Below are 26,104 nucleotides of genomic sequence, written 5' to 3' on the forward strand. Positions count from 1 at the left end.
CGCATGGGCGCGCAAGCTTAGCGGATCGACAGCGTCCGGTGGCCTTGGTATGTTGCTTGCTTCATTTCGAAGATTTACGGGTTGGCACACTAGATGCGGGCGAGCGGGCGCAGAACACTGGTGACGGGCGGTGCCGGTTTTCTCGGGTCCCACTTGTGCGATGCGCTGATCCGGCGCGGCGACGACGTGCTGTGCGTCGACAATTTCCACACCGGTACGCGCGACAACATCGCATCGCTCGTCGGCCATCCGCGCTTCGAACTGCTCGATCACGACGTGACGGTGCCGCTCGACGTCGACGTCGACCGCATCTTCAATCTCGCCTGTCCGGCGTCGCCGGTACACTACCAGCACGATCCGGTGCGCACGATACGAACCTGCGTGCACGGCGCGATGAACATGCTCGCGCTCGCGCAGCGCCGGCGCGCGCGCATCCTGCAGGCGTCGACGAGCGAGGTCTACGGCGACCCGGAAGTGCATCCGCAGCCCGAAAGCTATTGGGGCAGGGTGAACCCGATCGGTCCGCGCAGCTGCTACAACGAAGGCAAGCGCTGCGCCGAAACGCTGTTTTTCGACTATCGCCGGCAATACGGTCTCGAGACGAAAGTCGTGCGGATCTTCAATACCTACGGTCCGCGCATGTACGTCGACGACGGCCGCGTCGTCAGCAATTTCATCGTGCAGGCGCTGCGCGGCGACGACGTCACGCTGTACGGCGACGGCAGTCAGACGCGCTCGTTCTGCTACGTCGACGATCTGGTCGAGGCACTGCTGGCCGCGATGGAATCGCCGGCCGCGTTCACCGGCCCGGTCAACGTCGGCAACCCCGCCGAACTGAGCATGCGCGAGCTCGCCGAACACGTGCTGCGGGCGAGCGGCAGCCGGTCGCGGATCGTCCATCACCCGCTGCCGCCGGACGATCCGAAAGTGCGCCGGCCGGACATCGATCTCGCCCGGCGCGCGCTGGGCTGGGAACCCAAGGTGCCGCTCGACGAAGGGCTCATGAAAACGATCGCCTATTTTCGCGCGCACCTCGCCGCATGACGGCGCGCGCGCAACGAACGGCGATCATCGTCGCGGGCATGCATCGCAGCGGCACGTCGGCGACGACGCGCATCGCCAACCTGCTGGGCGCCGATCTCGCGCACGACCTGATTCCCGCCGACATCGGCAACGAGCGCGGTCATTGGGAATCGCGCGCGGTGCAGGATCTGCACAACCGTCTGCTCGACGAGATCGGCTCCGATCTGTATTCGCCGGTGAATTTTCCGGCCGGGTGGTTCGGCGGCGCCGACGCGCGGCCGTGGGTCGATCGCATCGGCGAACTTCTGGCCGGCGAATACCCGACGTCGACGCTGTTCGTACTGAAAGACCCGCGCATCGCGCTGTTTTTGCCGCTGTGGTCGCAGGCGCTGCGACGCGCGTCGATCGCGGCGCGATTCGTGCTGCCGTTCCGGCACCCCGATGCGGTCGCGGCGTCGCTGGAATCGCGCGAGCGCCGACTCGGCAGCGGCAACGCGCTGCCGCATGCGCAGGGTGTCGCCGTGTGGCTGCGCTACGTGCTCGCGGCGGAAAAATTCACGCGCGGCGAGACCCGCGCGTTCGTCGCGTTCGACGCGGTGCTCGCCGACTGGCGCGCGGAATTTTCGCGCATGGGCCGGCAGCTGCGCATCGACTGGCCGAACTGGCAGCATGCCGACGCAGCGATCGACGACTTCCTCGACGGCACGCGCGAACCGGCGACGGACGATCTCGCGAGCGGCGCGGGGATCAGCCGCAACGTCTACGCAGCCCTGACGCAGGCGGTCGAGGTGCCGGACGCGACGTTCCCTGCATTCGATGCCGCGGCGCAGACCCTGGCCGCGGCCGAAAGCCTGCTCGGCCCGCACATCGTCGCGCGCGAACGCGTCTTCGGCGACCTGCGCGATCGCGCCGACGCCGCCGCTCAGGCGCACGACGCCGAACGCGCGGCCATGCACGGCCGGTTCGCCGCCGAAATCGAGGCGCGCGATGCGCGTATCGCGGAGGCGACCGAGCACGCCCGGCGACTCGAAACGACGGTCGCATCGCTGGAGCGCGAACGCGACGACGCGCTCGACCAGGCCCGCGTCCTCGAGCGCGAACGCGACAATGCGGTCGACTATGCCAAGACGCTCGAGCGCGAACGCGACAGCGCGATCGACTACGCGAAAACGCTGGAGCACGACCGCGACCGCGCCGTCGAAGACGCGGCGACGCGAGCGCAGGAAAGCGCGGACATGCACGCGCGGTTCGCCGCCGAGATCGACGCGCGCGACGCGCGCATCGCGGAAGCCGCCGACCACGTCCGGCGGATGGGCGACACCGTCGATCTCCTCACGCGCGAGCACCGCAATGCCGCCGACTACGCGCAGGCGCTGGCGCGCGACCGCGATCAGGCCGCCGAATACGCGCAATCGCTCAAACGCAGCCGCGACGAAGCGCTGGCCTACGCGCAGACGCTCGAACAGGCGCGCGACGAGGCGACGCGCGAACGGCGATCGGCGCTGATCGCGCGCACCGGCCTGCCGGTGTTCTTCACGATCGCGTCGCGCAACTATCTCGCCTACGCCACGACGCTGATGCAGTCGGTCGCGGCGCAGTATCCCGATGCGCCGCGATACCTGATTCTCGCCGACCGCGGCGAAGACGACGCCGCGCTCGCCGATGCCCCTTTCGCGACGATTGCCGCCGAAGCGCTCGCGCTGCCGGATTTCGACGCGTTCGCGTTTCGCTACACCATCATGGAATTCAATACGGCGATCAAGCCGTATGCGTTCGCCGAACTGCGTCGGCGGCATCCCGGCGACGGCATCGTCTACCTCGATCCCGACATCTTCGTGGTCGAACCGCTGACCGAGGTCGAAGCCGCGCTCGCGGACGGCGCGCTCGCGGTGCTGACGCCGCATCTGCTCGCGCCCGTCGACGACGATCTGCAGCCCGGCGAGCGCGAGATCCTCGCGAGCGGCACGTACAACTGCGGCTTCGTCGCGATCGGCGCGCACGAAGACGCCGATCGTCTGATCGCCTGGTGGGCCGATCGCCTCGAATTCGGCGCGCTCAGCGACGTCGCCGCGGGCCTGTTCACCGACCAGAAGTGGGTCGACCTCGTGCCGGGCCTGTTTCCGGACGTGCTCGTGCTGCGCGACGAAGGGTACAACGTCGCCTACTGGAATCTGTCGCAACGTCCCGTGTCGCGGCAAGGGGCGCACTGGTACGCCGGAAAGCGGCGGATCGCGTTCGTCCATTTCAGCGGCGTCGATCTCGATCGCCCGGCGCAGTTCTCCAAGCACCAGAATCGCCATACCCGGGCGACGATCGGCAAGCTGCGAGAGCTGTACGCGGAGTATCTCGACCGCCTGGCCGCGAACGGCCATGCCGAACACCGCACCAAGCCCTACGCGTTCGGCCGGTTCGCCGACGGCGAGCCGATCTGCGACCCCGTGCGCGCCGTCTACCGGCGCTACTTCGACAAGGGGCGGCGCAGCCGCAGCGCGACCCGTTCTCGATGGACCGGCAGCTGTACGACCTGCCGTGCGACGAGGTGTCCGCGCGCGACGACGCGCCGATGACGCGCGTGATGTACGCGACGTGGAAAACTCGCGCCGATCTTCAAAAGGCGTTCGACCTCGGGCGGCCGGAAGGCCGGCGCGGATTCATCCGCTGGTTCGCCCGCGCTGCGCAGCGCGAGATGGGCGTTCCGGAGCGGCATCTGGAACCCGCGCGCGGCGCGTTGACGGCGCTCAGCGCCTACGACGCGCGGGACGCCGCCGAAGAACAATGGGGTTCGGCGGCGGGACCGGTGCGTCGCGCGGCCGCCCTGTGCCTCGATGCCATCAACTGGAGCTGCCGGTTTCGCCTGGCGCTGCGCGTCTACGCGTGGGTGCCGGAGGCGACGCGAACGCGCGTTCGCCGCCGGCTCGAACGCATCGCCGGCAGACCCGAGGCGATTCCGGCGTCGAGTCCGCACGGCGGGGCGGGCATCAACCTCGTGGGCTACGCGCACGGCGAGTTCGGCGTCGCCGAGGTGCTGCGCCGGTTCGCGCATGCGCTGCGCGGTGGCGGCGTGCCGTTCGTCGTGCGCAACTTCGACACCGGCAGCGCGAGCCGCCTGGGCGATCGCAGCATGCAGCGCTTCCTGTCGGCCGACTGCCGTTACGACGTGAATCTGTTCTGCATCAACGCGGACATGATGCCGATCGCGCGACGGCAACTCGGCGATGCGGTCTTCGCCGGGCGCTACAACATCGGCTGCTGGTTCTGGGAACTCGAAAAGTTTCCCGCGCAGTGGCACGGCGCGCTCGACACCGTCGACGAAATCTGGGCGGCGTCGCCGTTCGTGCGCGACGCGATCGCCGCGTGCACCGACAAGCCCGTGCACCTCGTGCCGATCGCGCTGGACGCGCAACTGCCCGAGCGCTGGTCGCGCGGCGAGTTCGGCCTGGCCGAGGGCGTGTTCCTCTGCCTCTACAGCTTCGATTTCAATTCGTTCGTCGTGCGCAAGAACGCGCAAGGCGCGATCGCCGCGTTCCGCCGCGCGTTCGACGACGGCCGCCGCGACGTACGGCTCGTGATCAAGACCACTAACGGCGAACGCTTCCCCGATGCGTTGCACGGGCTGATGGAAGCCGCCGCCGGCGACGATCGCATCGAGATACGCGACGGCTATCTCGACCGCCGCCGCATGTGGGCGCTGCAGGCGTGCTGCGACTGCTACGTGTCGCTGCACCGCGCCGAAGGCCTGGGGCTCGGCATGGCCGAATGCATGCTGCTCGGCAAGCCGGTGGTCGCGACCGCGTATTCCGGCAACCTCGCGTTCATGGACGCGGACAACAGCTGCCTCGTCGACTACACGCTGATCCCGGTGAAGGAGGGCGAGTATCCGGCCTGGGAGGGCCAGCACTGGGCCGAGCCGGATATCGACCAGGCCGCCGCGTACCTGCGGCGGCTCGCCGACGATCCGATCTATGCGCGGCAGGTCGGCGACAACGCGAAGGCGAGCGTGAGCCGCACGCTGTCGGCCGCGGCGAGCGTCGCGGCGATGACGAAGCGGCTCGCGGAGATCCGCTCGCAACGGCATCGTTGATCGGGCGAGGTAGTTCGTGTTACCGGCGTTCTGCCCGTGTGACCCCCGGGGCGACGAATCGTCGACCTGCCCGGCGTGGCGCGACCGCCACGCTCGAATGCGCGGGCCGGCCCGACATATCGCTTTTCTGCACAAATTCGTACATTCCGGTGAGAGGTGTTCGCCTTTCGAGACAGTGCCGGCAATCGTACGCGGCGATCTCGCCTGCGCGACGTTTGCGCGTCTCATGTCCGGTCGCGGCAACGTCGCCCATGACCGAATGCCGCGATGTCGCAGATTGGCAAAGTCCATTCGTTATCAAGTCTGGGGACCGATCGATGGAGGAAGGCGATGCGCAGTGCGGCAGTCATCCGGTTTTCGCTGTTCGCGTTCATTCTTGGCATGCCGTTGTCGCTGCCGGCATCGGCGCAGTTGATGGGGGCATCGGCCCAATCGCCGTCGGTGGCGGTCAGCGACGAGCGCACCGAGCTCAGCGCGCTGATTCTCTACGACCTGGAATTCGTCCTGCTTACCTGGAAAGCCGCCGGTCCGCGCGACAAGCTGATGGAGATCTGGCTGTCGGCGACCCAAACGCGACTGAACAATCTCAAAGCCATTGCGCGCGACGCCACGCTTGAGCAGAACGTAGTCGGCGCGATCGAGGTGGTGCAGCAGATACTCGACGACTACAAGAGTCTTGTCGGCAGTTTGAAGTCGACGGATTTCACCATCGACGCGGGCAAGGTCGACGCAGATCGCGAGGGGCCCGGAGTCGGCTTCTTCATGGACAACGTCGGCTTGGCCGACAGTCTGGAGGCGAGCGCAGGAGCGGCCGTGGGAGCGGTAGTGGGTGCACCCGCGGCCGTGGTCGCGGGTGTCGTTCTGGCGATTCGCGCCGCGGTCGACGAATACGAGTATCAGACTGATCGTGCGTCGCGATTTGCGAAGCTCGACCAGCTCAAGGATGCACATGTCAAAGAACTGGTCGAGAGCAATCGGCGGAAGTTCGAGGATCGGCAAAGCAATCTGATGTCGCTCGGCACACTGCTTGGCGAGCGGTTGGGGGTTCGAGTACCCGACTATTCGCTGAGCGGCCGAGCGCGCGAACAGAATCCCTCGCCGTTCGGACAGGTGTTGCGCGCCTACGATCAGGTCAACGCGCGAGACTGGGCCGCCGCCGCCGCCGCGTTCGTCCGCGCAGCGCAGATGTTCCCCGTGCGCAGCGGGGGGATCGAGCAGATCTACGCCACGCACTACCGGGCGCCGTACTACCTTCTGGCGGGACATCTGTCGGAGTTCCAGGCGCTGCACGGTCCGGGTGGGATCGACCGCGCAGCGGCACGGCGCGCACTCGACAGCTACGCTGCGGCGGCGCAGCACTCGCATGGCGACGCATTTCCGTACGCGTATCGCGTATCGCACGGACGCGCGCTGGCGATACTTGGGCAAGCCGATGCCGCCGCGCAGATAGCGCGCGAGATTGCTGCGCAAACAGGCCCCACTTCCGCCGACCATGCGGCGCGGCTGTACGACGCGGCCGGCATCTACGCCCTCGCCGGTGAGGTCGAACCGGCGATGCAGGCGCTGCGTCACTCGTTCAGCACGTTTCCGCGCCGCGATCGTTATGCCTACAAGGATCCGCAGTTTGCGCAACTGCGGCAGTCGCACGACCAGGCGTTGAAGGAGCTGACGGACCATCCGCTGGCAGGCGGCCGGTGGATACTGACGACCGATAGTCGCCGGATGTTCAAGTTCGGTCCGAACGGTTCGTTTCAACAAGTGCGGCTCGAACCGAGCCAGACGATCGCCTACCTTGACGGACATTGGCAAACCGGGCCGGAAGGCGCCTTGCAGCTCACCGGTCGCATCGATCGCGACACCTCCGCAACAAGGCCAGACGTTTCTTTGCGATACAAGCTCGATTCCGAAGCCCGTCAACTGGTGCTTTTTTCCCCAGCCGACGGGCAGACGCTGACGTTCCAGCGCCATGACGACAACTATCCGCCGTCGGATCTGAAGTTCGCCGACCGCGAGTTGTCGGCCGATGGCTTATGGCGTTGGCGCGGAACGGTAGCCGCCAATGCCTCTTCGCCCCCGGATCTCTTCGATGCGCGCTTTGCCACCGCAATGGATCCGGCGGAAAAAAAGCGCGTGATCTGGTACGTCCGGAACGATCCGTTACTCGGCCGCAAGCTCGAACTGTGGAAGGAGAAGTGAACGTGCGCTCGAATTCGTGGAGGCGAACCGCATTGCAACGACTGCGCGTACCCGTCAAGTGGGCGGCCCACGCAGTTGGTCGAATCAGCAGCAGATTTCCTTTGCTGGACCGCTGGCTGTCGTTGCCGGCGCGAGGTGCCATGCACGTCTATCGGTCAGTGGTTTCACCCGCGAAGGGCTTCCGTTGCGCGCATGCCGTAGTGACCGGCGGCCCGAGTTGCTCGGATGTCGCGCTGCAGGCGTTTCGCGAGCGGCCTTTCGCAGCGGCGATCGGCGAAATCGATGCGCAGTTCGCGCGTTGCCAAGCTTCGCTTGTGCGATTCGACTCGGACCTGATCGGCCAGGCGATAGCCAGCCTCCCCACGTTTGCGGCTGAGGCACAATGTTGCGACCAAGACGGCGACGGAGTGATCAACTGCTGCGATCCCAGGAACGACAACGAGGGTCACGACTGGTGAAATCGCCTCCTCGCGAGGGCGAACTTGGCGACATCCGCGCTTACTTCAATCGCTTCGGCAAACTGTTGCTGATTCCCAATGTGATGGATGCGTTTCTGTATACGCGTCTCGCGGCGGCAGCGCGCCTGCGCGATGCACGACGCATTCTCGACATGGGTGCGGGCCGGGGCGTGCTCGCGCGGCGGATACTGAAGGACTCGCCGCCGCGGTTGCAGCAACTGGTGCTGACCGAAGCCAGCGATCGTCTCGCTGCAGCGCTGCGCCGGCGCTTCGCGCACGAGCCGCGGGTGACCGTGACCGTCGTGGACGACGACCGGCCCTTGCCGTTCCCCGACGCGTCCCTCGACCGGTTCGTCTGTTGCTTCGTCCTGGAAATTCTCAGTGAAGAAATGCGCCACGCCGCGCTGGACGACGCATTTCGGCTACTCGGCGAGGGCGGATTGTTTTGTGCGTTGGCGGTTACCGACGCGCACGACACGATCGCGCGCATGGTCGGCGGCGGCGTTCGACTGCTGCAGCGCATCGATCCATGGCTCGCACTGGGTGCTCGGTCGGTCGATCTGGCCGGACGCCTGGAAGCAGATGCGCGCTGGCGGATCGTCACCTGCGAAACGCCACGCAGCACGGGTTGCAATACCCAGGTGATCGTCGCGTGTCGCCGCTGAAGGACCGCGCATGACGACCGCCGGCGCATTGCCGTCGCCTGCATTGGCCGGCCGCACGCTGGCCGACCTCGATTACGCCGAGCTCTCCGCGATCGCGCTCGCGTGGTTTGCGCGTATCGACACGGTCGCCGGCGCGCCGGTGCCGCTCGCTCACGTGCGTCCGAGGTTGAACGCGCTGCGGTTGTCGTCGCTTGAGCGCCTGCTGCGACCGAGGACGGCCGTCGAACGCGCCTTGTACGAGCTGTTCGCGATGGCGCGGGTTCGGCGCAGCGTACTGTGCTATCTGAGTCTGCAGGAAGGTCGCGACTGGGATGGCGCAGGCGGCGAATTCGCGCACCACGCGCTATTGCTGCGACAGATCCTGCAACAGGTTGGCCGGCGCGCGGTCGTTTCCGTCGGCGTTTCGCTGTTCGGGCGGCGCTTGCGTTTGCGGCTCGACCCGCTGCGCCACGTCCGTGCGCTCTACCTCGACTGCCTGACGTACGGCGAGCGAGCGAATCGGCCGTTCGCGCGCACCCGGCAGCGATTTCTGTTCCGCGCGCAGGCGTGGTTGCTGCACGCGGGTTTTCGCAACCTGGTGTCGTACAGGCTCCGCCTCGGCCGGCGCGCCGCGATCGACGAACTGCTGCGGTCGCGCTCGGTACGCCGCAACGCGGCGTTGTTTCTGCTGATCCTGTTTCCGAGCGCAAGAACGCTCGACGGCGAGCAGTGGTCGCTGCTGCTGGATCGCCTCGCCGAGTACTTCGCGCCTCGACTGCACGCCTTGCGCGAGCTGCTGCCGGTCGATTCCTTGTTGAATCATGGAATCGCGAAATTGTTGAAGATTCTCTTCGGTGTCGTCGTGTCGAGGATCGCCGCACGGCCCGCGGCAGATACCGACGAGATCACGTTCGTCGTCGATACGTTGCGGCTCGCGTATTGCTGGGGAACCACCTATCCCCTCGTCGACAATGTTCTGGATGATGCCGCGACGCCGGCCGACGTGCGCGGTGCGCTGGTCACGGGCTTGACCCGGTTGTTCTCCGGCGACGCGGGCGACGCCGAACCGGGTACACCGCCGCTGGCCTTGGAAGCGATCGCGCGTCTGCGCGAAGTGCTGACGTTGTGTCCCGCGCCCCGACTCCCGGCGATACGGCAAACGCTGGCGATGCTGCTGGAAAGCCACAGGCGCGATTCCGAGCGCCGGCTATCACACTTGCCGACCGTGACGGACGCTGGCCTGATCGACGCCGTGTGGTCCGACAGCGTGCTCAAGGCCGCGCTCATCCGCATCGCGACCATGGAGATTTGCGGCACGCCGGTTACCGCGGAGCGATTGTCCGCTCAGTTGTCCGCCGCCCTCATCAACCAATGGGGCGACGACCTGTGGGACATCGGCGAGGATTGCGCGGGCGATCGGGTCACGCCGTTCACGCTGTACGTGCGTGATCCGCGCGTACGCAACCCGTTCGTGTTTTTCGTCGAGTACTGCCGTCGTCGTGTCGCGGCAGAATCGCCGGACCGGCAACGCGCGATGTATCTGGGCGTTCTGGAGACGTGCCGCTGTCTGATCGACGCGCCTCCGAGCGATCCCGCCGTCGCGTTGCTGGCGACCGGCGCCATGGAATCGGCCCTGGCCGGCGCCGGCTGGGTCGAAGACGGCGAGCGCCTGAAAGATGTTCCACATGTGGATCCCGATGCGGTGACGTTCGGGATCGAGCACGCGTTTCTGCGGTAGGCGTCGTCAGAAGGCGATTGCCGCGCGATGCGAGAACGCGTGTGCGGATCGACTGGAACCCCCGGCGATTCCGCTTGCGTGGTCGGCTTCGACTCGCATCCTGGAAATACGCCGAACCCGTCCTCAGTCGGCGCGTTCGGCCGCGCGGATCGTGACGTCGCGCAACCAAGCCCAGTCGCAGTCGGCGTTGTTCGCCGGTCCGGGCGTCACGTCCAGGCGCAGCACGCCGTCGGGACCGACATCGACCGGGCCGAGTTCGAAACGGCGCGCGGGGCGCAGCGCGGCGTCGGCGAACGGGTCGTAGCGATACGTCAGCATGGCGCCCGCGCCGTTCGAAACCTTCACGTCCACGCCGTCGCCGCCGCCGCAACCGTCGCTCGCGAACGCGTTGGGCACGATGCCGATTTCGCCGGTCACGACGTACGTGCCGGCACCGGGCGCGAAGGTCAGCTGCCACGGGCTGTGCATGAACAGCACGCGGCGTCCCTGTACGTCGATGGTGTGCGCACCGTCGGTCACGCTTTGCGGCCGGTGCGAGAAGCCGGGATAGAACGCGTCGCGCATCGCCGGCGTCAGCTCGCTCCGCGGCCGGCGCGGCAGCTGCGTCGCGTTCCATTGCACGCCGTCGGCGAACAGCGTGCGCATCGCCTCGCTTTGCGGCAAGAGGCGAAAACGCCGCACGACGGGCAGGTCGGCGCCGACGAACAGGCGCACGTAGTCGTCGAGCGACTGCACCAGCGGCGATACCAGAAACCCGCCCGGCGTCGCGCCGCGGACGAGCCGGAAGCGCCGCGTCGAACCGTCGGCGAGTTCCAGTTCGATCTGCTGTCCCGGTTCGCGCAGCAGGGTCGCCACGACTTTGCCGGGGACGGAAAGCGCGGAACGCAGCGCGAGCACCGTGACCGTTTCGGGCGTCGTCGGCAAGTCGATCCATTCGCCCCACGTCGCGTCGCGCCAGCCGTCTTCCGAAGGCGATTGCGGCGGCACGGACTCGGCGTCCTTCTCGAGCAGCAGATACGATTTTTCCACGAGTACCGGATGGTAATTCCGGTACAACGTCGTGAACGCGAGTGCGTTTTCGCCCGTCGGCAGATTGCCGTCGATCGGCGAATACGCCAGCAGCACGAAATCGGTGCGGTCCGGGCCGCTGTACGCGTCGGCGTTCAAACGCTGCAGGCGCGGCGTGTACGCGCCGTAGCCCTGGAACACGGGCGCCGGCCGGTACGCGAGGCCGTTGAACATCACGACGCCCTGCTGCGTGCCGACGAGGTCGACGCTGCGCCTGCCGACGGCGGCGCGCGTCTGCGGCAGGTCGAGCCGGAGGCGCTCGCGGTCCAGGGTCGCAACGAGCAGCGGCCGGTAGGTGAGCGGACGCGCGAGCAGGTCGACGTTGCTGCGCAGCGTGCGCAGGCTCGCGACCGGCAGTTCGCCGCGCCGGTGACCCGTGCCGGGATTGAACGCGCGATCGGCGATCGGCGCGGCCGCGATCGCCAGGGCCAGAGCCGCCGCGCGCAGCCACGGCGTCGCTGCCGGCGTCAGCGACGGCAGCAGCGGCAGCACGAGCCAGGCCGTGAGCACGAAGATGACGACGTGCGTGTCGGCGCGCGTGAAGCCGGCGCGCCACGCGACGAAGACCGTGAGGCCGCACAGCGCGATGCACGCGAGGCGCGCCACGTCGAGGCGCGCGCGCCATGCGGCCCACAGTCCGACGAGGCCGCTGCCGCCGACGACGGTCAGGCCGTAGCCGTCGTAGAACGGCGGCGGAAAACTGCCCATTGCCGCGGTGTAGCCGCGCGAGATTTCGAACACGACGGAAACGAACGCGGGCAGGTCGCCCGGGCGCTGGCCGCTCGCGATCCACAGCGCGAGCGAGCAGACCGGAACGAGCACCAGCCAGGCGACCGCGTGACGCCGCAGGCGCGCGCGCAGCAGCACGACGATGCCCGCGAGCCAGCAGGTCACGACGAGCAGCAGCGTGCTCATCTTGATCAGCAGGATGGTCGACAGGTACGGCGCCGCGACGGCGAGCAGCAGCCACAGCGCGCGCCGGCGCCCGGCGGCGGCGTGCGCGTACATGCCGACGAGCGCGACGGCCGGCATGGACAACCACACCGGATCTGCGGCGAGCATCGGCGCGGCGAAGACGACGGCCGTCGCAAGAACGATGCGCTCGGGCCAACGCTGCGCGAACCACGCGTTCGCGAACAGAAACGCCGCCGCGCCGGCGAGTGCGATCTGCGCCGCGACGAACGCGCCGTAGAAACCCGGGTCGCACGCGTTGTACGGCGAGAGATAACCGAGCGGGCCGTAGGTGAATACGATGTCGCTGCCCCAGCGCAGGCCGTGCATGCTCGCCCAGCGCAGCACCATCGTCCACGACGGGTCGAGCTCGTCGCCGGCCACCGAGCCGCCGAAGCGCACGCTGGCGATGAGGAACAGCACGCTGGCGAGCGCGGCCGCGGTCACGTGCGCGGCCATGGCGATGCGGGCGGAATGGCGGGGTTTCGTATCGTCGACGGTCACGCGGATTTCCTCGGCTCACGCCGCATCGTCGCAGGAGACGCTGTCGCCAGGGAAGCCCGGCCGTTTCGGTAGCGGTTTTTTTTTATAATTAAAGCAAAATGAAAAGATGAATCGAATGTCGTATCGTTGTCTTCGTTGCGATTGCTCAGCCGATGCCGGGCGAGCGCAGGAATACCGGCAGGTCGGTCGCGGGCGGAAACACGCCGAGGTGGTAGAGGATGTCCGCGGCCTGGCCGCGGTGGTAGGTCGTGTGGTTGACGACGTGCAGCACGATGGCGCCGCGCGTCATCGCGCCGCGTCCGCCGCCGATGAATTCGAACTCGACGACCTCGTCGAGCGCGGCCGGCGACAGCGATGCGGCATGGTCGACGTACCACGCGTCGATGCGCCGCTGCGCCTCGACGAGCTCGCCGATCGGCGGGTGTTCGACCGGATTGCGCGTCGAGAACCCGTGCGGCCGGCCGAGCAGATGGCACCGCCACACGACATCCATGCAGTAGGAATGGTTGAGCGTGCGGATGAGGCTGCCGAAGCCGATCGGGCGCGGCGCGACGAGCTCGCGTTCCGGCAGCGTGGCGACGACCGACAGGAATACCGCGTCGGCCCAGGCCTTGTAGCGCGTCATCAGGCGTTCGGCGCTCATGGCCCGGCGTCCCGGCCGTGCGTGCGGAAGCCCGTGATCGCCAGGAACGCGGGGTCGGACGTCGGCCGCGCCGCGCCGCCCCGGTCCTCGCGGTCGTAGCCCGGTCCGAGTTCGTCGCACGCCCGCGGCACCTTGCGCACGTCGATCGACGCGGTATAGCCGAGAATCCGCGGCATCACAGGCTCGCGCTCCCTTCGAGATAGAACACGCAGCGGCCGCGCAGCTCGACGCGCGCGTCCGACACGCGGCAGCCGATCTCGCCGCCGCGGCGCGACGCCTGGAACGCGCGCAGCTCGCGCCTGCCGAGCCGGTTCGCCCAGTACGGCGCGAGCGCGCAGTGCGCGCTGCCGGTGACCGGATCTTCGGGAATGCCGATCGGCGACGCGAAATAGCGGCTGACGAAATCCCAGCCGTCGTCGCCGGCCGCGGTCACGATCACGCCGTTGCGATCGAGCCGCGCGATCGCCGCGAGGTCCGGATCGAGCGAACGCACGATGCCGGCGTCGTCAAGCCGCACGAGATAGCTCGTGCGGTCGGCGAGCACGTCGCGCGGCACGGCGCCGAGCGCGTCGGCGAGCCACGGCGGCGGCGACGTCGGCGTCATCGCGCGCGCCGGGAAGTCCATCGCGTAGCCGTCGCCCGCGCGCTCGACCGCGAGCGCGCCGCTCAGCGTGTGGAACACGACGCGTGCGCCGGCCGGCCGCAGCCGCGTCAGCACGACCGCGGCGCTCGCGAGCGTCGCGTGGCCACACAGCGCCACCTCGACGGTCGGCGTGAACCAGCGCAGCCGATAGTCGTCGCCGTGGGGCACGAGGAACGCCGTCTCCGACAGGTTGTTTTCCGCGGCGATCGTCTGCAGCACGTCGTCGCCGGGATAGCTTTCGAGCACCATCACGGCGGCCGGGTTGCCGGCGAAGCGGCGGCTCGCAAACGCATCGACCTGGTAGAACGGCACATTCATCGGCTATCTCCGGTTGGGGCCTCGATATCGGCGGCCGGCGCGGCGCGCGCCATCGTCAGCACGTCGAGCACCGCATCGACGACCGCGCCGGGACTGTCGATCTGCAGGTTGTGCATCGAGTTCGGCACCATGCGCTGACGGCCGCGCGTGGACAGCGCGGCGGTTTGCGCATGCGCCATCCGCCACGACCGATAATGCACCTCGCCGTTGTCTTCCGACATGTCGTAGAAGCCGTGGGTGAGCACGATGAGCGGCAGATCGCCGAACGGCGCCCTGCGGTCGAACAGCCGCGCGTAGCGCGCGTCGGCCTGCGCGTCGGCGACGTACATCGACCCCGCGATCTCGGCGGCCTGCGCCTCGAGATACTCGGGCCGCGGCTGCAGGCGGCGGCGTTCGGCGAGGATGATCTCGCCGAGCGGCCGGCGCACCGGATCGGTGCAGGCCGTGTAGCGCGCATCGGTCAGCTCGCCGTCGCGCGCCTGGCGCGCGCATTGGCGAAAGTGCGCGATCGCCGCGGCCATGCCTTCGTCGTCCTCGCGCGCCGCGCCGCGCACGAGCGCCCGGTCGAAGCGCCGTACGAGCGCCGGCGACACGCGCCGCCACAGACGATCCTCGGCCGGGTCGACGAGCACGAGGCCGGCCACGCGCCGCGGATACGTCGCGGCGAACAGCTTCGCGTGGAACCCGCCGAGCGAATGCCCGACCAGCACGACGCGGCCGTCGATGCCCGCGCCGTCGAGCAGTTTCGCCAGATCCGCGACGGCCATCGACGGCGTGCGCCGACCGGGCGCCGGATCGCTGTAGCCCATGCCCGGACGATCGTACGAACACGCGCGCGTCTTCGTGCCGACCGCGGGCTGGATCAGCGCCCAGGTGCTCGACCAGTCGCTCAGGCCCGCGTCGAACACGACGACCGGACTGCCGCTGCCGATGCAGTACAGGTTCATGCGGCGGCCGCCGCCGACGTCGATGCGATCGTGCGGCCTGACGTAGTCGGCGGCGACGTCGGCGACGGGGATCAAGTCCGCGGCCTGGGCCGTCATCGTCGTGGCGAGCAGCAAGGCGATACGCGCGAACGCGCCGCGGATTGCGGATGAGGTCATTGCATGGGGCCCGAGAGAGGAAGATCAGGATTCGTCGCGCGCGAACGCGCGGATCACCGCGGCCATGTCGGCGTCGCCGTGGCCCGATTGCGCCGCGCGGCGGAACAGCGCCGCGCTGCGACGGATCAGCGGCGTGTCGCCGCCGCCGCGTTCGCATTCGGCGAGCACGAGTTCGGCGATGGTCGCGACGTCGCGAATCGCGGCCTGCGGGCTGAAGTCGCCGCGCACGAGCTTGTCGAGTTTCGTGCGCGACACGGCGCTCGCCATCGGTCCGGCGTCGAGCACGTCGCGCAGCAGCGCAAGATCGATGCCGGCGCACGACGCCGCGTGCACCGTTTCGGCGAGCACCGCCACCGTTCCGACGAGGTAGTGATTGGCCGCGAGCTTCATGCGCAGCGCGCCCGGCACCGCGCCGCACTCGAAGACGCGCGTACACAGCGGGCGCAGCAGCGGTCGGATCGCATCGAACGTGTCGGCGTCGCCGGCCAGCATGCCGACGAGTTCGCCGCGTTCGGCCGGAACGCGCGAGCCCGATACCGGCGCTTCCGCGTAGCGGCCGCCGGCCTCGGCGATCTCACGGCCGAGCGCCTGCGAATACGCCGGCGACGTGGTGCCGAGATTGACCACGGTTCGGCCGGCCACGCGGCGCGCGAACGCCGGCGTGCCGCGGCCGAGCACGGCGTCGATCGCGGCGCTGTCGATCAGCATCAGCATCGCGATGTCGCATTGTGCAAAAAGCGCGTCGACTGACGGCGCGACCGTCGCGCCGAGCGCCGCGAGCGCGTCGCACCTGCCCGGCGTGCGATTCCAGACCGTGAGCGCGATGCCGCCGCGCAACAGATTGGCGGCCATGGGTTCGCCCATGTGGCCGATGCCGATGAAGCCGGGATTCACAGGATGGTCTCCGCGTCGAACAGCGGCGCGGCGAACAACCGCTGCCGCAGGAAGGCGATCACCTCGTCGCGCGCGTGCGCGGTCGGTTCGCCGTCGGCGTCGACGAGATGCGCGGTCAGCACGCTGTGCGGACTCCCGACGACGTGCCGGAAGAACGGCGGCGGGTCGGGATTCGCCGCCGCGTCGGGCAGCACCTTGCCGACGAAGCGTTCGCCGAGCGCGGCACGGTACGCGGCGAAGCGTTCGGCGCGGCAGTGGCGGTCGCCGTCGAAGCGATAGGCGAGGACGGTCAGGTCGTCGCGTTCGAGGCGCTGCCTGACGGCCGCGAGTTCCTCGGTATCGCTTTCGACCGCGGCGGGATCGTCGAGCGGCAGCGACGGCTGCGCGAGCACCGGCGCGAGCATCGCGGGCTCCAGCATCATCGACAGCGCGAAGTTGCCGGTGAAGCACATGCCGACCGCGCCGACGCCGAGGCCGCCGCATTCGCTCAACGCCTTGCGCGCGAGCGCACGCAGCCAGCCGGCGACCGGGCTCGCGCCGCGGCCGGCCAGCGCATGGAATTCGGCGCTGACGCACGCGCGGCGCAGCACCGCGAGACCTTCCTCGGCGCGCGGCCACGCGCCGTCGACGCCGAACAGCGACGGCAGGTACACGCTGAAGCCGGCGCGGCGTACCCAACGCGCGAATCGCGCGACGTGCGGGCTGATGCCGGGCATTTCGGCCAGCACGATCACGGCCGGGCCGATGCCCGAGACGTGGACGCGCTTGTCGACGCCGTCGAAGGTATAGCTGCGTGCGTGGAAGTCGGCGAGATCGTCGTCGAGCGATTCGGATGGCGGGTTCATCGGCCTCTCGAGGGAAGGGTCAGGCTTGCAACGGACGCTGGAGCAGCACCAGGCGCAGCGCGAGGCCGAGCAGCACGGCGGCCTGCACGCGGTCGAGCCAGCGCAGCCGGTGCGCGCGCGTGCGCAGCGCCGCCACGACGCGCCCGGCGCAGACGCCGAGCAGCGCGTGAAAGACGAACGCGAGCGCCGACAGCACGAGTCCCAGTATCAACAACTGCACCGTGACGCCGCCGCGGCGCGGATCCGCGAACTGCGGCAGGAACACGAGAAAGAACAGCAGCGCTTTCGGATTGAGCAAGCTCACGATGACGGCGCTGCGCAGCGCGCGCCAGGACGAATCCTGCGCGGGCGCCGCATTCGGCGCGGCGTCGCGGCGGCGCAGCGTTTTCCACGCGAGCCCTACGAGATACGCGGCGCCGGCCCAGCGCAGCACGTCGAACGACGGCGGCCAGGCCGCGGCCGCCGCGGCGATGCCGGCGCAGACGAGCAGGGTGAGGATCAGATCGGCCACGAAGATGCCGGCCGCCGACGCGACGCCGCCGCGCGCGCCGAGCGAGAGGCTTTGCGACACGACCATCGCCATGTTCGGCCCCGGCGACACGAGGAGGCCCAGCACGGCGATCGAGAACAGAACGAGTGTCGACGCGGTGGGCATCGCGGGCGGTCGGTAGCGGCGGATGCGACGATTACACCCTCGACAGCCCGATCGGCACAGTGTCCAATGTGACGTCTTTCGGGCCGGAGCGGACATGCGCGATTTCGAGGTGCTGGTGTTCCGCGGCGCGTATCCGAGCAGCGTCGCGATGAGCCGCGACATCCTCGACGCCGCGGCGCAGGTGGCGGCGAAGCAGGGCGTCGCGATACCGACGTGGGGCATCTATTCGCTCGAAGGCGGCCGGCTGCCGCTGCGCGACGGCATCAGCATCGAGACGCGGCGCCTGCCGGCGCGCAAGCCCGGCACGCGTTCGGTCTGCGTGATCCCGGGCCTCGGCGCCGATCCCGACGCGCTGCTCGCGCAGATGCGCACGCCCGAGGGGCTGGCGATCGCGCGGCGGCTGGCGCGGCACGTCGCCTGCGGCGGGCAGGTCGCGGCGTCGTGCTCCGCGGTGTTCGTGCTGCAGGCCGCGGGCCTGCTCGCCGGCCGCCGCGCGACGACGACGTGGTGGCTCGCGCCGGCGCTCGCGCGGCAATCGCCCGACTGCACCGTCGACGCCGATCGCATGGTCTGCGCCGACGGCCCGGTGATCACGGCCGGCGCCGCGTTCGCGCACGCCGATCTCATGCTGCACCTGCTGCGCGAACGCTTCGGGCCCGCGCTCAGCGAAGCGGTGTCGCGACTGCTGCTGCTGGAGCATCGCCATTCGCAGACGCCGTTCATGGTGCCCGAAGTGCTGGCGAGCGGGCACGCGCTCGTCGCGCAGCTGACCGCGCGCCTGGAGACGTCGCTGCCGCGCGTGCCGCCGATCTCGCAGCTCGCGCGCGAGCTGTGCGTGTCCGAGCGCACGCTGTCGCGGCACGTGCGCAAGGCCACCGGCAAGAGCACGAGCGGGCTCGTGCGCAGCGTGAAGCTGCGGCGCGCGCGCACGCTGCTCGAAAACAGCCGCATGACGATCGACCAGATCGCCGTGGCCGTGGGCTACCAGGACGCCACCGCGCTGCGCCGGCTCGTGCGCAAGACCACCGGCGCGAGTCCGTCGCGGTTTCGCGCGGCGGCAACGGTCAGCCGCTGAGCGGAGCAGCGGTCGGCCGAGTCATCGCGCGGATTTCGCCAGCGCGTCGATCCGCGCGAGCAGCGCCGGCTCGATCCGCGTGCGGTCGCCGATCAGCGCGAGCGCGCGGCGCGCCGTGTCGCGCGCGGCCGGCGCGTCGTCGAGGCTGGCCTCGATCGACGCCTGCGCGCCGAGCAGTTCGACCTCGCGCAGCGTGCCCGCGGGCGCGAGGCGGCGCCACATCGCGAGCGCCTGGCCGGCATCGGCGAGCGCCTCGGCGGAACGCCCGAGCGCCTGCAGCGCGTCGGCGCGGCGCGCGAGCACGGCCTGCGTGACCATGCCGTCCGACGCGCCGAGGCGCGCGAGCAGCGCAAGCGCCCGATCGCACAGCGCGAGCGCGCCGGGCGCATCGTTGCGCCGCAGCAGCAATTCGGCACGCAGCTGCCACAGCCGCGCGGTGCGGCGATTGCCGTCGCGAAAGAGTTCCTCGGCCATCGCCAGCGCGCGCGCGCTGCTCGCATCCGCGGCGTCGAGATCGCCGGTCGCGAGCGCGAGACCGGCCCGGGCCGCGTACATCTCGATGCACGAGCGCGTCGCGTGCAGGTCGGGGCGCTCGCACCAGCGTATCGCGCTGCGCACATGCTCGGCGGCGGCGTCGAAATGGCGCCGGCGCAGCTCGAGCTCGCCGAGGCTCGCGAGCGTATTGGACACGCGCAGGTGATCGTCGCCGTAGATCGTGCGCATCATCGCGAGCGCGCGCGTCAGAAACGGCAGCGCTTCGTCGAGACGGTCCTGCAGGCGCAGCACGTCGCCGAGGTTCAGCAGCGCCAGCGCGAGGCGGTCGTGCGGCCCGGCGTACATCTTCTCGGCCGTCGCCACCGCTTCGCGCAGCAGCGCTTCGGCTTCGTCGTTCCTGCCTTGAGCGCCGCGCACGCGCGACAGGTCGGTGAGGCCTTGCAGAAAATCGTCGGTCGGCGCGCGTTCGCTTTCGCGCCAGGTTTTCAATGCGGCTTCCAGGAGCGGCGCCGCGTCGGCGTTGCGACCGCCGCCGATGAGCTGGTTCGCGCGCGTCAGATCCGCGTGCACCGCGCCCTTCGATGCCGGGGCATACAACGCGGCGGCGCGGCGTGCGGCCTCGGCGGAAATCGCCAGCGCCGCGTCGGTGCGCGCCGAATACATCAGCGCGCTCGCGTAGTTCTGCAGACCCTCGACGCTCGCGGCATCGTTGCCGCGGCGCATCTGCGGCAGCAGCGCCTCGTACGCGCGACTCGCGTCCGCGTAGCGCGACTGCAGAATCAGCAGGCGCGCCTGCAGCAGACGGATCTGCGTCAGCGCCGGATCGTCGTCGGCGTCGTTCGCGAGCGCGAGCGCCTGGCGGTACAGCGCGTCGGCCTGCGCGTAGTCGCTCGCGCCCGCGCTGACTTCGCCGAGCGTGCGCAGCATTTCGATGCGCGTGGCCGGCGACAGGTCGGTATGCGTCGTCAGGCGCGTGCTCGCGCGCTGCACGAGCTGTTCGAGCGTCGGGCGCCGGTCCGGCAACTGTCCCGCGCGCGACGCGTCGAACAGCTCGATCAGAAAATCGCGCACCGCCGTGGCGCGCTGCGCCTGCTCGCCGGCGACGTGCGCCTGCCACACGGTCAGCGACACGCCGACGGCGAGCGCGAGCGACGCGAATGCCACGGCGCCCGCGGCGGCGCGATGGCGCTGCATCGCCTTGCGCAGGCGATACCACGCCGACGGCGTGCGCGCGACGACCGGTTCGTTGCGCAGCCAGCGCTCGAGATCGTCGGCGAGCAGCGCCGCCGACAGATAGCGCCGCTGCGGATCGGGCGCTCGCGCGGTGTTGCAGATCGCGTCGAGGTCGCCGCGCAGGACGCGCGCGAGCGCCGCGCCGGACGGCAGGCCGGGCAGGGCCGGCCGGTCGGCGAACAGGTGGGCGCGCGACAGGTTCACGCGCGTCTGCCCGGCCGGCAGCAGCTGCCCCGTCAGCAGCTCGCCCATGAGGATGCCGAGCGCGTAGATGTCGCTCGCCGTGGTCACCATGCCCGGCAGATACTGTTCCGGCGCCGCATAGCCCGGCGTCAGCGCGATCGCGCTCGTCTGCGTCGCGCCGGGCGCATCGTCGCCGAGCAGCCGCGCGATGCCGAAGTCCAGCACCTTGATGTCGCCGTCGCCGTCGACGAGCACGTTCGACGGCTTGAGGTCGCAATGCACGACCAGCGCGCGATGCGCCGCGTCGATCGCGCGGCACACCGTCACGAGCAGCGCGATGCGCGCGCGCAGATCCAGCGCATGGACGTCGGCGTAGCGCGTGATCGGCAGGCCGTCGACGAACTCCATCGCGATGTAGGGAATGCCCGCATCGCTGATGCCGCCTTCGATGAGGCTCGCGATGTGCCGGTGCGACAGCTGCGCGAGCACGCCCTGCTCGCGGCGGAAGCGCCGCTGGCCGTCGGCGGAAAACAGGCCCGTGCGCAAAAGCTTCAGCGCGACCGTCTGCGTGCCGTTGCCGCTCGCGCGCTGCGCGCGGAACACCACGGACGTGCCGCCGTGTCCGAGCACGTCGACGAGCCGATACGGCCCGATGCGGCTGCCGACGAGACCGTGCCCTTCGTCGTCGTGCGGCGTGTACTGGCGCACGAGCGCGGCGGCCGGCGCGTCGAGCAGCGGCACGTCGCGGGCGTCGGACGCGAGCATGGCCGTGAGTTCCTGCCGCAGCGCCGGATCGAGCGCGTGCGCGGCGAGCCACGCGTCGCGTTGCGCGGGCGAAAGATCCACGAGCCGATCGAAACACTCGCGCAGGCTCGGCGCCGTGTCGCTCAAGACAGGCGCGCCTTGAGGAACGCGGAAGCGAAACGCCAGTCGCGCGCCGCGGTGCGCGGCGCGATGTCCAGCAGCTCGGCGACCTGCGACAGGCCCAGGCCCGCGAAGAAATGCAGGTTCACGACTTCCGCGGCGCGTTCGTCCCGCAGCAGCAGTTGATCGAGCGCGGCGTCGAGTTCCAGCGCGAGGGCGGGGTCGACCGTGATCGACTCGACGTCCGGATCGGTCAATGCGACGCGCAGGAGCGGGTTCTCGCGTTTCAGGCGCATCTGCAGCTTGGCGCGATCGAGCAGCAAGTGCCGCATGGCCTGCGCCGCGTACGAAAAGAACTGCCGCGGCTCGCCGAAGCGCAGGCGCTCGGCGTCGGCCAGCTTCAGGTACAGCTCGTTCACCAGCGCGGTGGTGTGCAAAGTATCGGGCGTGCCGCCGCGGCGGCGCACGCTGCGCGCCAGCGCGCGCAACTCCAGATACAACTGGTCGATCAGCGTATCGACATCGCTGGAACCTGCGGCCTGACTCATGAGACGGGACTCCGGCGTCGGAGCCGGCACGGTACGGATCGGGTCGCCATTCTGCCACGGGATCGCGGCCGTTCCTGTGACGAGGGCGACCGTCGGACGGTTCGGACCGCTCGCGTGCCGCACCCGGTTCCGCTACCGTGCTGCAGCCGAATCATCGCCAGGAATACGATCGCTGCCATGAGCAAGAGCAAATTGCTACGAATGGACAATATCGGCATCGTCGTCGAATCGCTCGACGATGCCGTCGCTTTCTTCACCGAACTCGGCCTGACCTTCGAGGGGCGGGCGATGATCGAAGGCGAGTGGGCCGGGCGCGTCACCGGACTTCCCAGCCAGCGCGTCGAGATCGCGATGATGGCGACACCCGACGGCCACAGCCGGCTCGAACTCTCGCGCTTTCTCGACCCGCCCGTCGCCGCCGACCACCGCAACGCGCCGGTGAACGCGCTCGGCTACCTGCGCGCGATGTTCGCGGTGAGCGACATCGACGACACGCTCGAGAGACTGCGTAAGCACGGCGCGCAGCTCGTCGGCGAAGTGGTGCGGTACGAGAACGCGTACCGGCTCTGCTACATCCGCGGCCCCGAAGGACTGCTCGTCGGACTGGCGGAACCGCTCGACGGTCATCGGTGATCGTCGGCGTCGCCCGCCCGCGAATCGCCACGCGGATGCGCTAGGCTTTCGCGGCGGCATGGTGCCGCATCGATCGGGGGGCGACGCGGATGGGCATGGCGTTTTCATGGTTGTCGACGACCTCGCTGTCGTCGGCGGACGTACTCGCGGCATTGCATCTGGAAGACACCGGCGCCGCCGTGCGCGCGGGCGAATGCGAGATCGCCGGCGCGGCCTTGCCGCGAGGCGGCTATGTGATCGTGGCGAACGGGTTCTGGCATGCCGCGATCCACCCGCCGAAGCTCGCGGCCCTGTCGCGCGAAGCCAGCGTGGTCGGCTACACCGAAAGCGAGAGCGTCAACGCGTCGACCGCGTTTGCCTGGCGCAACGGCGAGCAGATCTGGCAAGTCATGCATCTGCTGGACGAAGGCGCCGAGCATCTCGCCATCGACGGCGACGCGCCCGCGGAAACGGCGGCATTGCTCAAACAGGCGGTCGCGCGCCATCGCGCGGAGGGTCACGATGCCGTGTACGGCGTTCCCGCGGCCGTCGCGCATTCGCTCACCGGCTTCCGCTACGGCGACGATCGCGGGTTGCGTTTCACGCGGCTGGCGCCTCGCACGGCCACGGTGAACGTGAGCGGCACGCCGATCACCTTCGAGTGGCCGAACGAGCGGGGTGACCTGACCGCCACGCTGAATCGCGCATTGGAAGCGATACTGGTTCCACTCGGCTTCGACGTGCGGCGCGACCCGCGCGGCGACGAATTCTTCAGAACCCGCGGCGACACGACGCTGACGATCTTCGGCGTCGGTTACGACGACGATCCTTTCTATACCTGTGACATTTTCATTTCCGTACGCCAGAACACCGTCGAGCGGCTGATCGCGAGCATCATTCCGCATCACAGCAGCTCGTCGACGTGCAATCTGCGATTGGCGAAGATCGAGGGCCACGACGGTTTCGACATCAAGTCGCTGCGGCACATCGAGGCGTTCGTCAAGTTCCTCGGCAAGAAGGTGCCGGCGCTGGTCGAACGCTGCGGCGACGTCCGCGAGCTGGACCGCATCGTGAACGCGGACCGCACGCGCATCGACGGCATCGACTTCCTGACCGCCGAAGGGCCGATCGTGCTGGCGTGGCTCGCCGGCAATCCGAACTTCGACAGCATGGTGGCGTACGCCGATTCGCGCTACGACCGACGCGAGATCGAGGGCGATACACCGATCGTGCGACTGGCGGAGCATCTGCGGCGGAATGTGCCGGTGGGGTAGGCGGGCGGGCTCGGGCCACCGATGGCGCAGTTCGAATGGCACGCCCTCGATGACTGTTCGGAACTCGCCCGAGACTATTGCCGGGATCGCGATCCGACCTTGAAGCCCGCACGAAGCCACTCCGCCTGCATCGCTTCTTTCCTGGCTTGCCAATACGCCCTGCGGTCCTCCGCGCTTTCAATCGGAGGGCGATCTCCGTTGTTCACCGTCCGCAGGCTGTCGAAGTAGGCGGGCGAGCCGTAGTCGGTACAGCGCATGACGGCCTCGACGAACGTCGACGGCGGAAGGTACGAATGCACATGGATGTAATGGCGGATGCCCGACGGTGCGATGTACACGACGCCCTGTCCGGGAACGAACAGGTTGACGTGAGAACGCTCGAGAGACCCGCTGTCGACGTTCGCCGCGTCGCAGTGCGAGCAGCGATGCAGGCCGCGGAAGTTGTAGCTGCGTTGCGACTCGTGCGCCGCAGCGACCAGTTCGTCGAGCTTGTCGACGAGACCCGGCGGCGTCTCGCCGCGCACGTAGTCGTGGGGATGCTCGAGCCAGCCGACGGCCAGCAGCGGCACGCGCCAGTTGTTCGCGTCGTACGGGCCGTTGTGGTAGCGGCAGCACATCAGGTCGTCGAAGTGCATGGCGTCATCGGGCCGACTTGGGAATTCGGCGGATCGTAGTGCATCCGATCGTGAATGGGTCGCGTCATGCGCGGTGCGGCGAACGCCGCCCGCGTGCGACAGCGCACCGCACCAGTCACCTTCGCTCCCCGCGGCTCCGCCGCTTCTGGCAAAGGCAGTTACACAGTTCAAATTACACTCCCCCGGGCGGGGGACGGTCGACTGAATTTCACTCGGTCGCCATTGAAAATGGCCCAACATTGACCAGTTTCCAGACGACTACGCATGGAAATGACGGGCCGGTCACTGTAGATCATCCGGCGATGACTGATCGATACGCATCGACGGGTGATTTTTACCGACCGCCTGGATGCGCGTCAGCCGGCGATGACTGCGGCGCAGTGGGCCGTGAGTGATCGGCAGTCACGCGTGACTGGCAATCACCCTGCGTCGGGTAAAAATCATGCAGCGGTGGCGTGTTGCGACGCACCCCTCGGGTGCCGATCACTCGCTCGTGACTGCGCGGCAGGCGCGCGCGAGTGTCCGGCAGTCGACGGTCCCTGATTTTTACTCGACGGATGATGGTGGATAGGCATCGATGACTGCCCGGAACTCGCGGGCGACCAGTGATCGGGCATTCGTCCCGAACGACGGGGCAATGGGCCGGCTGCGATGAAGTCCGGGGCAGGGCAGGTGCGAAGCCGTGGCGGACTCACGGTGACGCAAGGCGCGCCGGCAGATTCCGTACGCCCGCCACCGCTCTGTGGCGCGTCCCGGGCGGCCAACACGGGCGAGCCGTTCGAGAGCGTTGCGTGCGTCGCAGACTGTGCCGCCGGAAGTCGACGGAGCGGCTTCCGCCCGGGACGTTCCGCAGCCGCGGCCGAACGGACCTTTTTTCGTCGCTCGGCAAGTGTTTTCGCGTCGAAAAAGTGCGCTGACTGATCAACAGTCATCGACGCGCGATTTTCACTTTGCGTTGAATGGCGCATCACCCGGCCGTGAGCGCGGCGCAGTGGCGCGCGAGCAGTCGGGCAATGACGCGTGAGTGAAAGTTACCCGGCCCTGGGCAAAAACTGGCCGACGCTTGATGAAGCAATCCGCAACGATCTATGGGCTATTGCCCGCGAGTGACTGAAAACCAGCCGAGCGTGAGTGGTCGACCGGTCGACGATCGCTGATTTTCACGCAACGGAAACTGACAGCCACCCAAGGCTGGTTTTTGGCGGCGAAACGCGTCCAGATACTGCGGCGTTCGGGGTCGTCGCGCGCGACGCGGACGCGAAGGCGGCGTGAGCCGTCCGTAGCGCCGTGGCGACGCGGCTCGACCCGGGCACGTTTAGTGGCGAAAATAATTTCCGCGATTCAACGATGCCATCCGAGATTGTCGTTGGATTCGATTCCGCAGCGCACGATGCGAGCGACGATGAGCTGCTGGCCTGCGC

21 protein-coding genes are annotated in these 26,104 nt (G+C 68.8%); 10 read left to right on the top strand and 11 right to left on the bottom strand.

What is annotated here, in order from left to right; all coding sequences use genetic code 11:
* Positions 1–93 precede the first annotated feature (93 nt).
* The 7 genes from OD750_RS27085 to OD750_RS27115 all read left to right on the top strand — a co-directional run bounded on the left by OD750_RS27085 (position 94) and on the right by OD750_RS27115 (position 10,140).
* On the top strand, positions 94–1,044 hold the full coding sequence (locus tag OD750_RS27085) for a UDP-glucuronic acid decarboxylase family protein (RefSeq protein WP_263542510.1): 951 nt from the start codon (positions 94–96) through the stop codon (positions 1,042–1,044).
* Positions 1,041–3,590, top strand: a complete 2,550-nt coding sequence (locus OD750_RS27090; RefSeq protein WP_263542509.1) for a hypothetical protein — start codon at positions 1,041–1,043, stop codon at positions 3,588–3,590. The genes OD750_RS27085 and OD750_RS27090 overlap by 4 nt, the downstream gene beginning before the upstream one ends.
* Complete coding sequence (locus tag OD750_RS27095; protein WP_263542508.1) at positions 3,527–5,104, top strand: glycosyltransferase; 1,578 nt, start codon at positions 3,527–3,529, stop codon at positions 5,102–5,104. The genes OD750_RS27090 and OD750_RS27095 overlap by 64 nt, the downstream gene beginning before the upstream one ends.
* Before the next feature lie 330 nt (positions 5,105–5,434).
* A complete protein-coding gene (locus OD750_RS27100; RefSeq protein ID WP_263542507.1) occupies positions 5,435–7,300 on the top strand; it encodes a hypothetical protein in 1,866 nt (621 codons plus the stop codon).
* A 101-nt stretch (positions 7,301–7,401) separates the two neighbouring features.
* Positions 7,402–7,758, top strand: a complete 357-nt coding sequence (gene yidD / locus OD750_RS27105; RefSeq protein ID WP_263542506.1) for a membrane protein insertion efficiency factor YidD — start codon at positions 7,402–7,404, stop codon at positions 7,756–7,758.
* Positions 7,755–8,423, top strand: coding sequence for a class I SAM-dependent methyltransferase (locus tag OD750_RS27110; RefSeq protein ID WP_263542505.1), 669 nt, complete (start codon positions 7,755–7,757; stop codon positions 8,421–8,423). Before yidD ends, OD750_RS27110 begins: the two co-directional genes overlap by 4 nt.
* Before the next feature lie 10 nt (positions 8,424–8,433).
* Positions 8,434–10,140 (top strand): hypothetical protein, encoded by a 1,707-nt coding sequence (locus OD750_RS27115; RefSeq protein WP_263542504.1) that lies wholly within the window; start codon positions 8,434–8,436, stop codon positions 10,138–10,140.
* A 123-nt stretch (positions 10,141–10,263) separates the two neighbouring features.
* Here the strand turns inward: OD750_RS27115 and OD750_RS27120 are convergent, their stop codons facing one another.
* The 8 genes from OD750_RS27120 to OD750_RS27155 form a co-directional block, all read right to left on the bottom strand.
* Positions 10,264–12,663: a hypothetical protein gene (locus OD750_RS27120; RefSeq protein WP_263542503.1), complete on the bottom strand. Its 2,400-nt coding sequence runs from the start codon at positions 12,661–12,663 to the stop codon at positions 10,264–10,266.
* Between the two features lie 145 nt (positions 12,664–12,808).
* Complete coding sequence (locus OD750_RS27125; protein ID WP_263542502.1) at positions 12,809–13,306, bottom strand: DinB family protein; 498 nt, start codon at positions 13,304–13,306, stop codon at positions 12,809–12,811.
* Positions 13,303–13,482: a thioredoxin domain-containing protein gene (locus OD750_RS27130; RefSeq protein ID WP_263542501.1), complete on the bottom strand. Its 180-nt coding sequence runs from the start codon at positions 13,480–13,482 to the stop codon at positions 13,303–13,305. The genes OD750_RS27125 and OD750_RS27130 overlap by 4 nt, the downstream gene beginning before the upstream one ends.
* Positions 13,482–14,267, bottom strand: coding sequence for a PhzF family phenazine biosynthesis protein (locus OD750_RS27135; protein WP_263542500.1), 786 nt, complete (start codon positions 14,265–14,267; stop codon positions 13,482–13,484). Before OD750_RS27135 ends, OD750_RS27130 begins: the two co-directional genes overlap by 1 nt.
* Complete coding sequence (locus tag OD750_RS27140) at positions 14,264–15,370, bottom strand: alpha/beta fold hydrolase (RefSeq protein ID WP_272842206.1); 1,107 nt, start codon at positions 15,368–15,370, stop codon at positions 14,264–14,266. The genes OD750_RS27135 and OD750_RS27140 overlap by 4 nt, the downstream gene beginning before the upstream one ends.
* 24 nt (positions 15,371–15,394) lie before the next feature.
* The gene (locus OD750_RS27145; protein ID WP_263542499.1) at positions 15,395–16,264 is read right to left on the bottom strand and encodes an NAD(P)-dependent oxidoreductase; all 870 of its coding nucleotides are present in this window, start codon (positions 16,262–16,264) and stop codon (positions 15,395–15,397) included.
* On the bottom strand, positions 16,261–17,109 hold the full coding sequence (locus OD750_RS27150) for a dienelactone hydrolase family protein (RefSeq protein ID WP_263542498.1): 849 nt from the start codon (positions 17,107–17,109) through the stop codon (positions 16,261–16,263). Before OD750_RS27150 ends, OD750_RS27145 begins: the two co-directional genes overlap by 4 nt.
* Positions 17,110–17,128: 19 nt before the next feature.
* Positions 17,129–17,764: a LysE family translocator gene (locus tag OD750_RS27155; protein WP_263542497.1), complete on the bottom strand. Its 636-nt coding sequence runs from the start codon at positions 17,762–17,764 to the stop codon at positions 17,129–17,131.
* Positions 17,765–17,858: 94 nt separating this feature from the next.
* On the opposite strand from OD750_RS27155, the gene OD750_RS27160 reads away from it, so the two are divergent.
* Positions 17,859–18,839: a GlxA family transcriptional regulator gene (locus OD750_RS27160; RefSeq protein WP_263542496.1), complete on the top strand. Its 981-nt coding sequence runs from the start codon at positions 17,859–17,861 to the stop codon at positions 18,837–18,839.
* Positions 18,840–18,860: 21 nt separating this feature from the next.
* Here the strand turns inward: OD750_RS27160 and OD750_RS27165 are convergent, their stop codons facing one another.
* A complete protein-coding gene (locus OD750_RS27165; RefSeq protein WP_263542495.1) occupies positions 18,861–21,641 on the bottom strand; it encodes a serine/threonine-protein kinase in 2,781 nt (926 codons plus the stop codon).
* Positions 21,638–22,162 carry an ECF-type sigma factor gene (locus OD750_RS27170; protein WP_263542494.1) on the bottom strand — a complete coding sequence of 175 codons (525 nt, stop codon included), beginning with the start codon at positions 22,160–22,162 and terminating at the stop codon, positions 21,638–21,640. Before OD750_RS27170 ends, OD750_RS27165 begins: the two co-directional genes overlap by 4 nt.
* A 114-nt stretch (positions 22,163–22,276) precedes the next feature.
* On the opposite strand from OD750_RS27170, the gene OD750_RS27175 reads away from it, so the two are divergent.
* Together OD750_RS27175 and OD750_RS27180 are read left to right on the top strand one after the other, a co-directional pair.
* Positions 22,277–22,795 carry a VOC family protein gene (locus tag OD750_RS27175; protein WP_263542493.1) on the top strand — a complete coding sequence of 173 codons (519 nt, stop codon included), beginning with the start codon at positions 22,277–22,279 and terminating at the stop codon, positions 22,793–22,795.
* A 95-nt stretch (positions 22,796–22,890) separates the two neighbouring features.
* On the top strand, positions 22,891–24,048 hold the full coding sequence (locus tag OD750_RS27180; RefSeq protein WP_263542492.1) for a hypothetical protein: 1,158 nt from the start codon (positions 22,891–22,893) through the stop codon (positions 24,046–24,048).
* A gap of 74 nt (positions 24,049–24,122) precedes the next feature.
* Here OD750_RS27180 and OD750_RS27185 read toward each other — a convergent pair whose 3' ends face one another.
* On the bottom strand, positions 24,123–24,854 hold the full coding sequence (locus OD750_RS27185) for a DUF7919 family protein (RefSeq protein ID WP_263542491.1): 732 nt from the start codon (positions 24,852–24,854) through the stop codon (positions 24,123–24,125).
* Positions 24,855–26,104 lie beyond the last annotated feature (1,250 nt).

This window comes from Tahibacter soli (assembly GCF_025717065.2).
GTDB lineage: Bacteria > Pseudomonadota > Gammaproteobacteria > Xanthomonadales > Rhodanobacteraceae > Tahibacter > Tahibacter soli.

Coding starts and splice junctions, on each gene's coding strand:
- OD750_RS27095 (WP_263542508.1), top strand. CDS start 3,527: ATGGACCGGCAGCTGTACGACCTGCCGTGCGACGAGGTGTCCGCGCGC.
- OD750_RS27160 (WP_263542496.1), top strand. CDS start 17,859: ATGCGCGATTTCGAGGTGCTGGTGTTCCGCGGCGCGTATCCGAGCAGC.
- OD750_RS27085 (WP_263542510.1), top strand. CDS start 94: ATGCGGGCGAGCGGGCGCAGAACACTGGTGACGGGCGGTGCCGGTTTT.
- OD750_RS27155 (WP_263542497.1), bottom strand. CDS start 17,764: ATGCCCACCGCGTCGACACTCGTTCTGTTCTCGATCGCCGTGCTGGGC.
- OD750_RS27135 (WP_263542500.1), bottom strand. CDS start 14,267: ATGAATGTGCCGTTCTACCAGGTCGATGCGTTTGCGAGCCGCCGCTTC.
- OD750_RS27140 (WP_272842206.1), bottom strand. CDS start 15,370: ATGACCTCATCCGCAATCCGCGGCGCGTTCGCGCGTATCGCCTTGCTG.
- OD750_RS27170 (WP_263542494.1), bottom strand. CDS start 22,162: ATGAGTCAGGCCGCAGGTTCCAGCGATGTCGATACGCTGATCGACCAG.
- OD750_RS27100 (WP_263542507.1), top strand. CDS start 5,435: ATGCGCAGTGCGGCAGTCATCCGGTTTTCGCTGTTCGCGTTCATTCTT.
- OD750_RS27180 (WP_263542492.1), top strand. CDS start 22,891: ATGGCGTTTTCATGGTTGTCGACGACCTCGCTGTCGTCGGCGGACGTA.
- OD750_RS27115 (WP_263542504.1), top strand. CDS start 8,434: ATGACGACCGCCGGCGCATTGCCGTCGCCTGCATTGGCCGGCCGCACG.
- OD750_RS27090 (WP_263542509.1), top strand. CDS start 1,041: ATGACGGCGCGCGCGCAACGAACGGCGATCATCGTCGCGGGCATGCAT.
- OD750_RS27130 (WP_263542501.1), bottom strand. CDS start 13,482: ATGCCGCGGATTCTCGGCTATACCGCGTCGATCGACGTGCGCAAGGTG.
- OD750_RS27150 (WP_263542498.1), bottom strand. CDS start 17,109: ATGAACCCGCCATCCGAATCGCTCGACGACGATCTCGCCGACTTCCAC.
- OD750_RS27125 (WP_263542502.1), bottom strand. CDS start 13,306: ATGAGCGCCGAACGCCTGATGACGCGCTACAAGGCCTGGGCCGACGCG.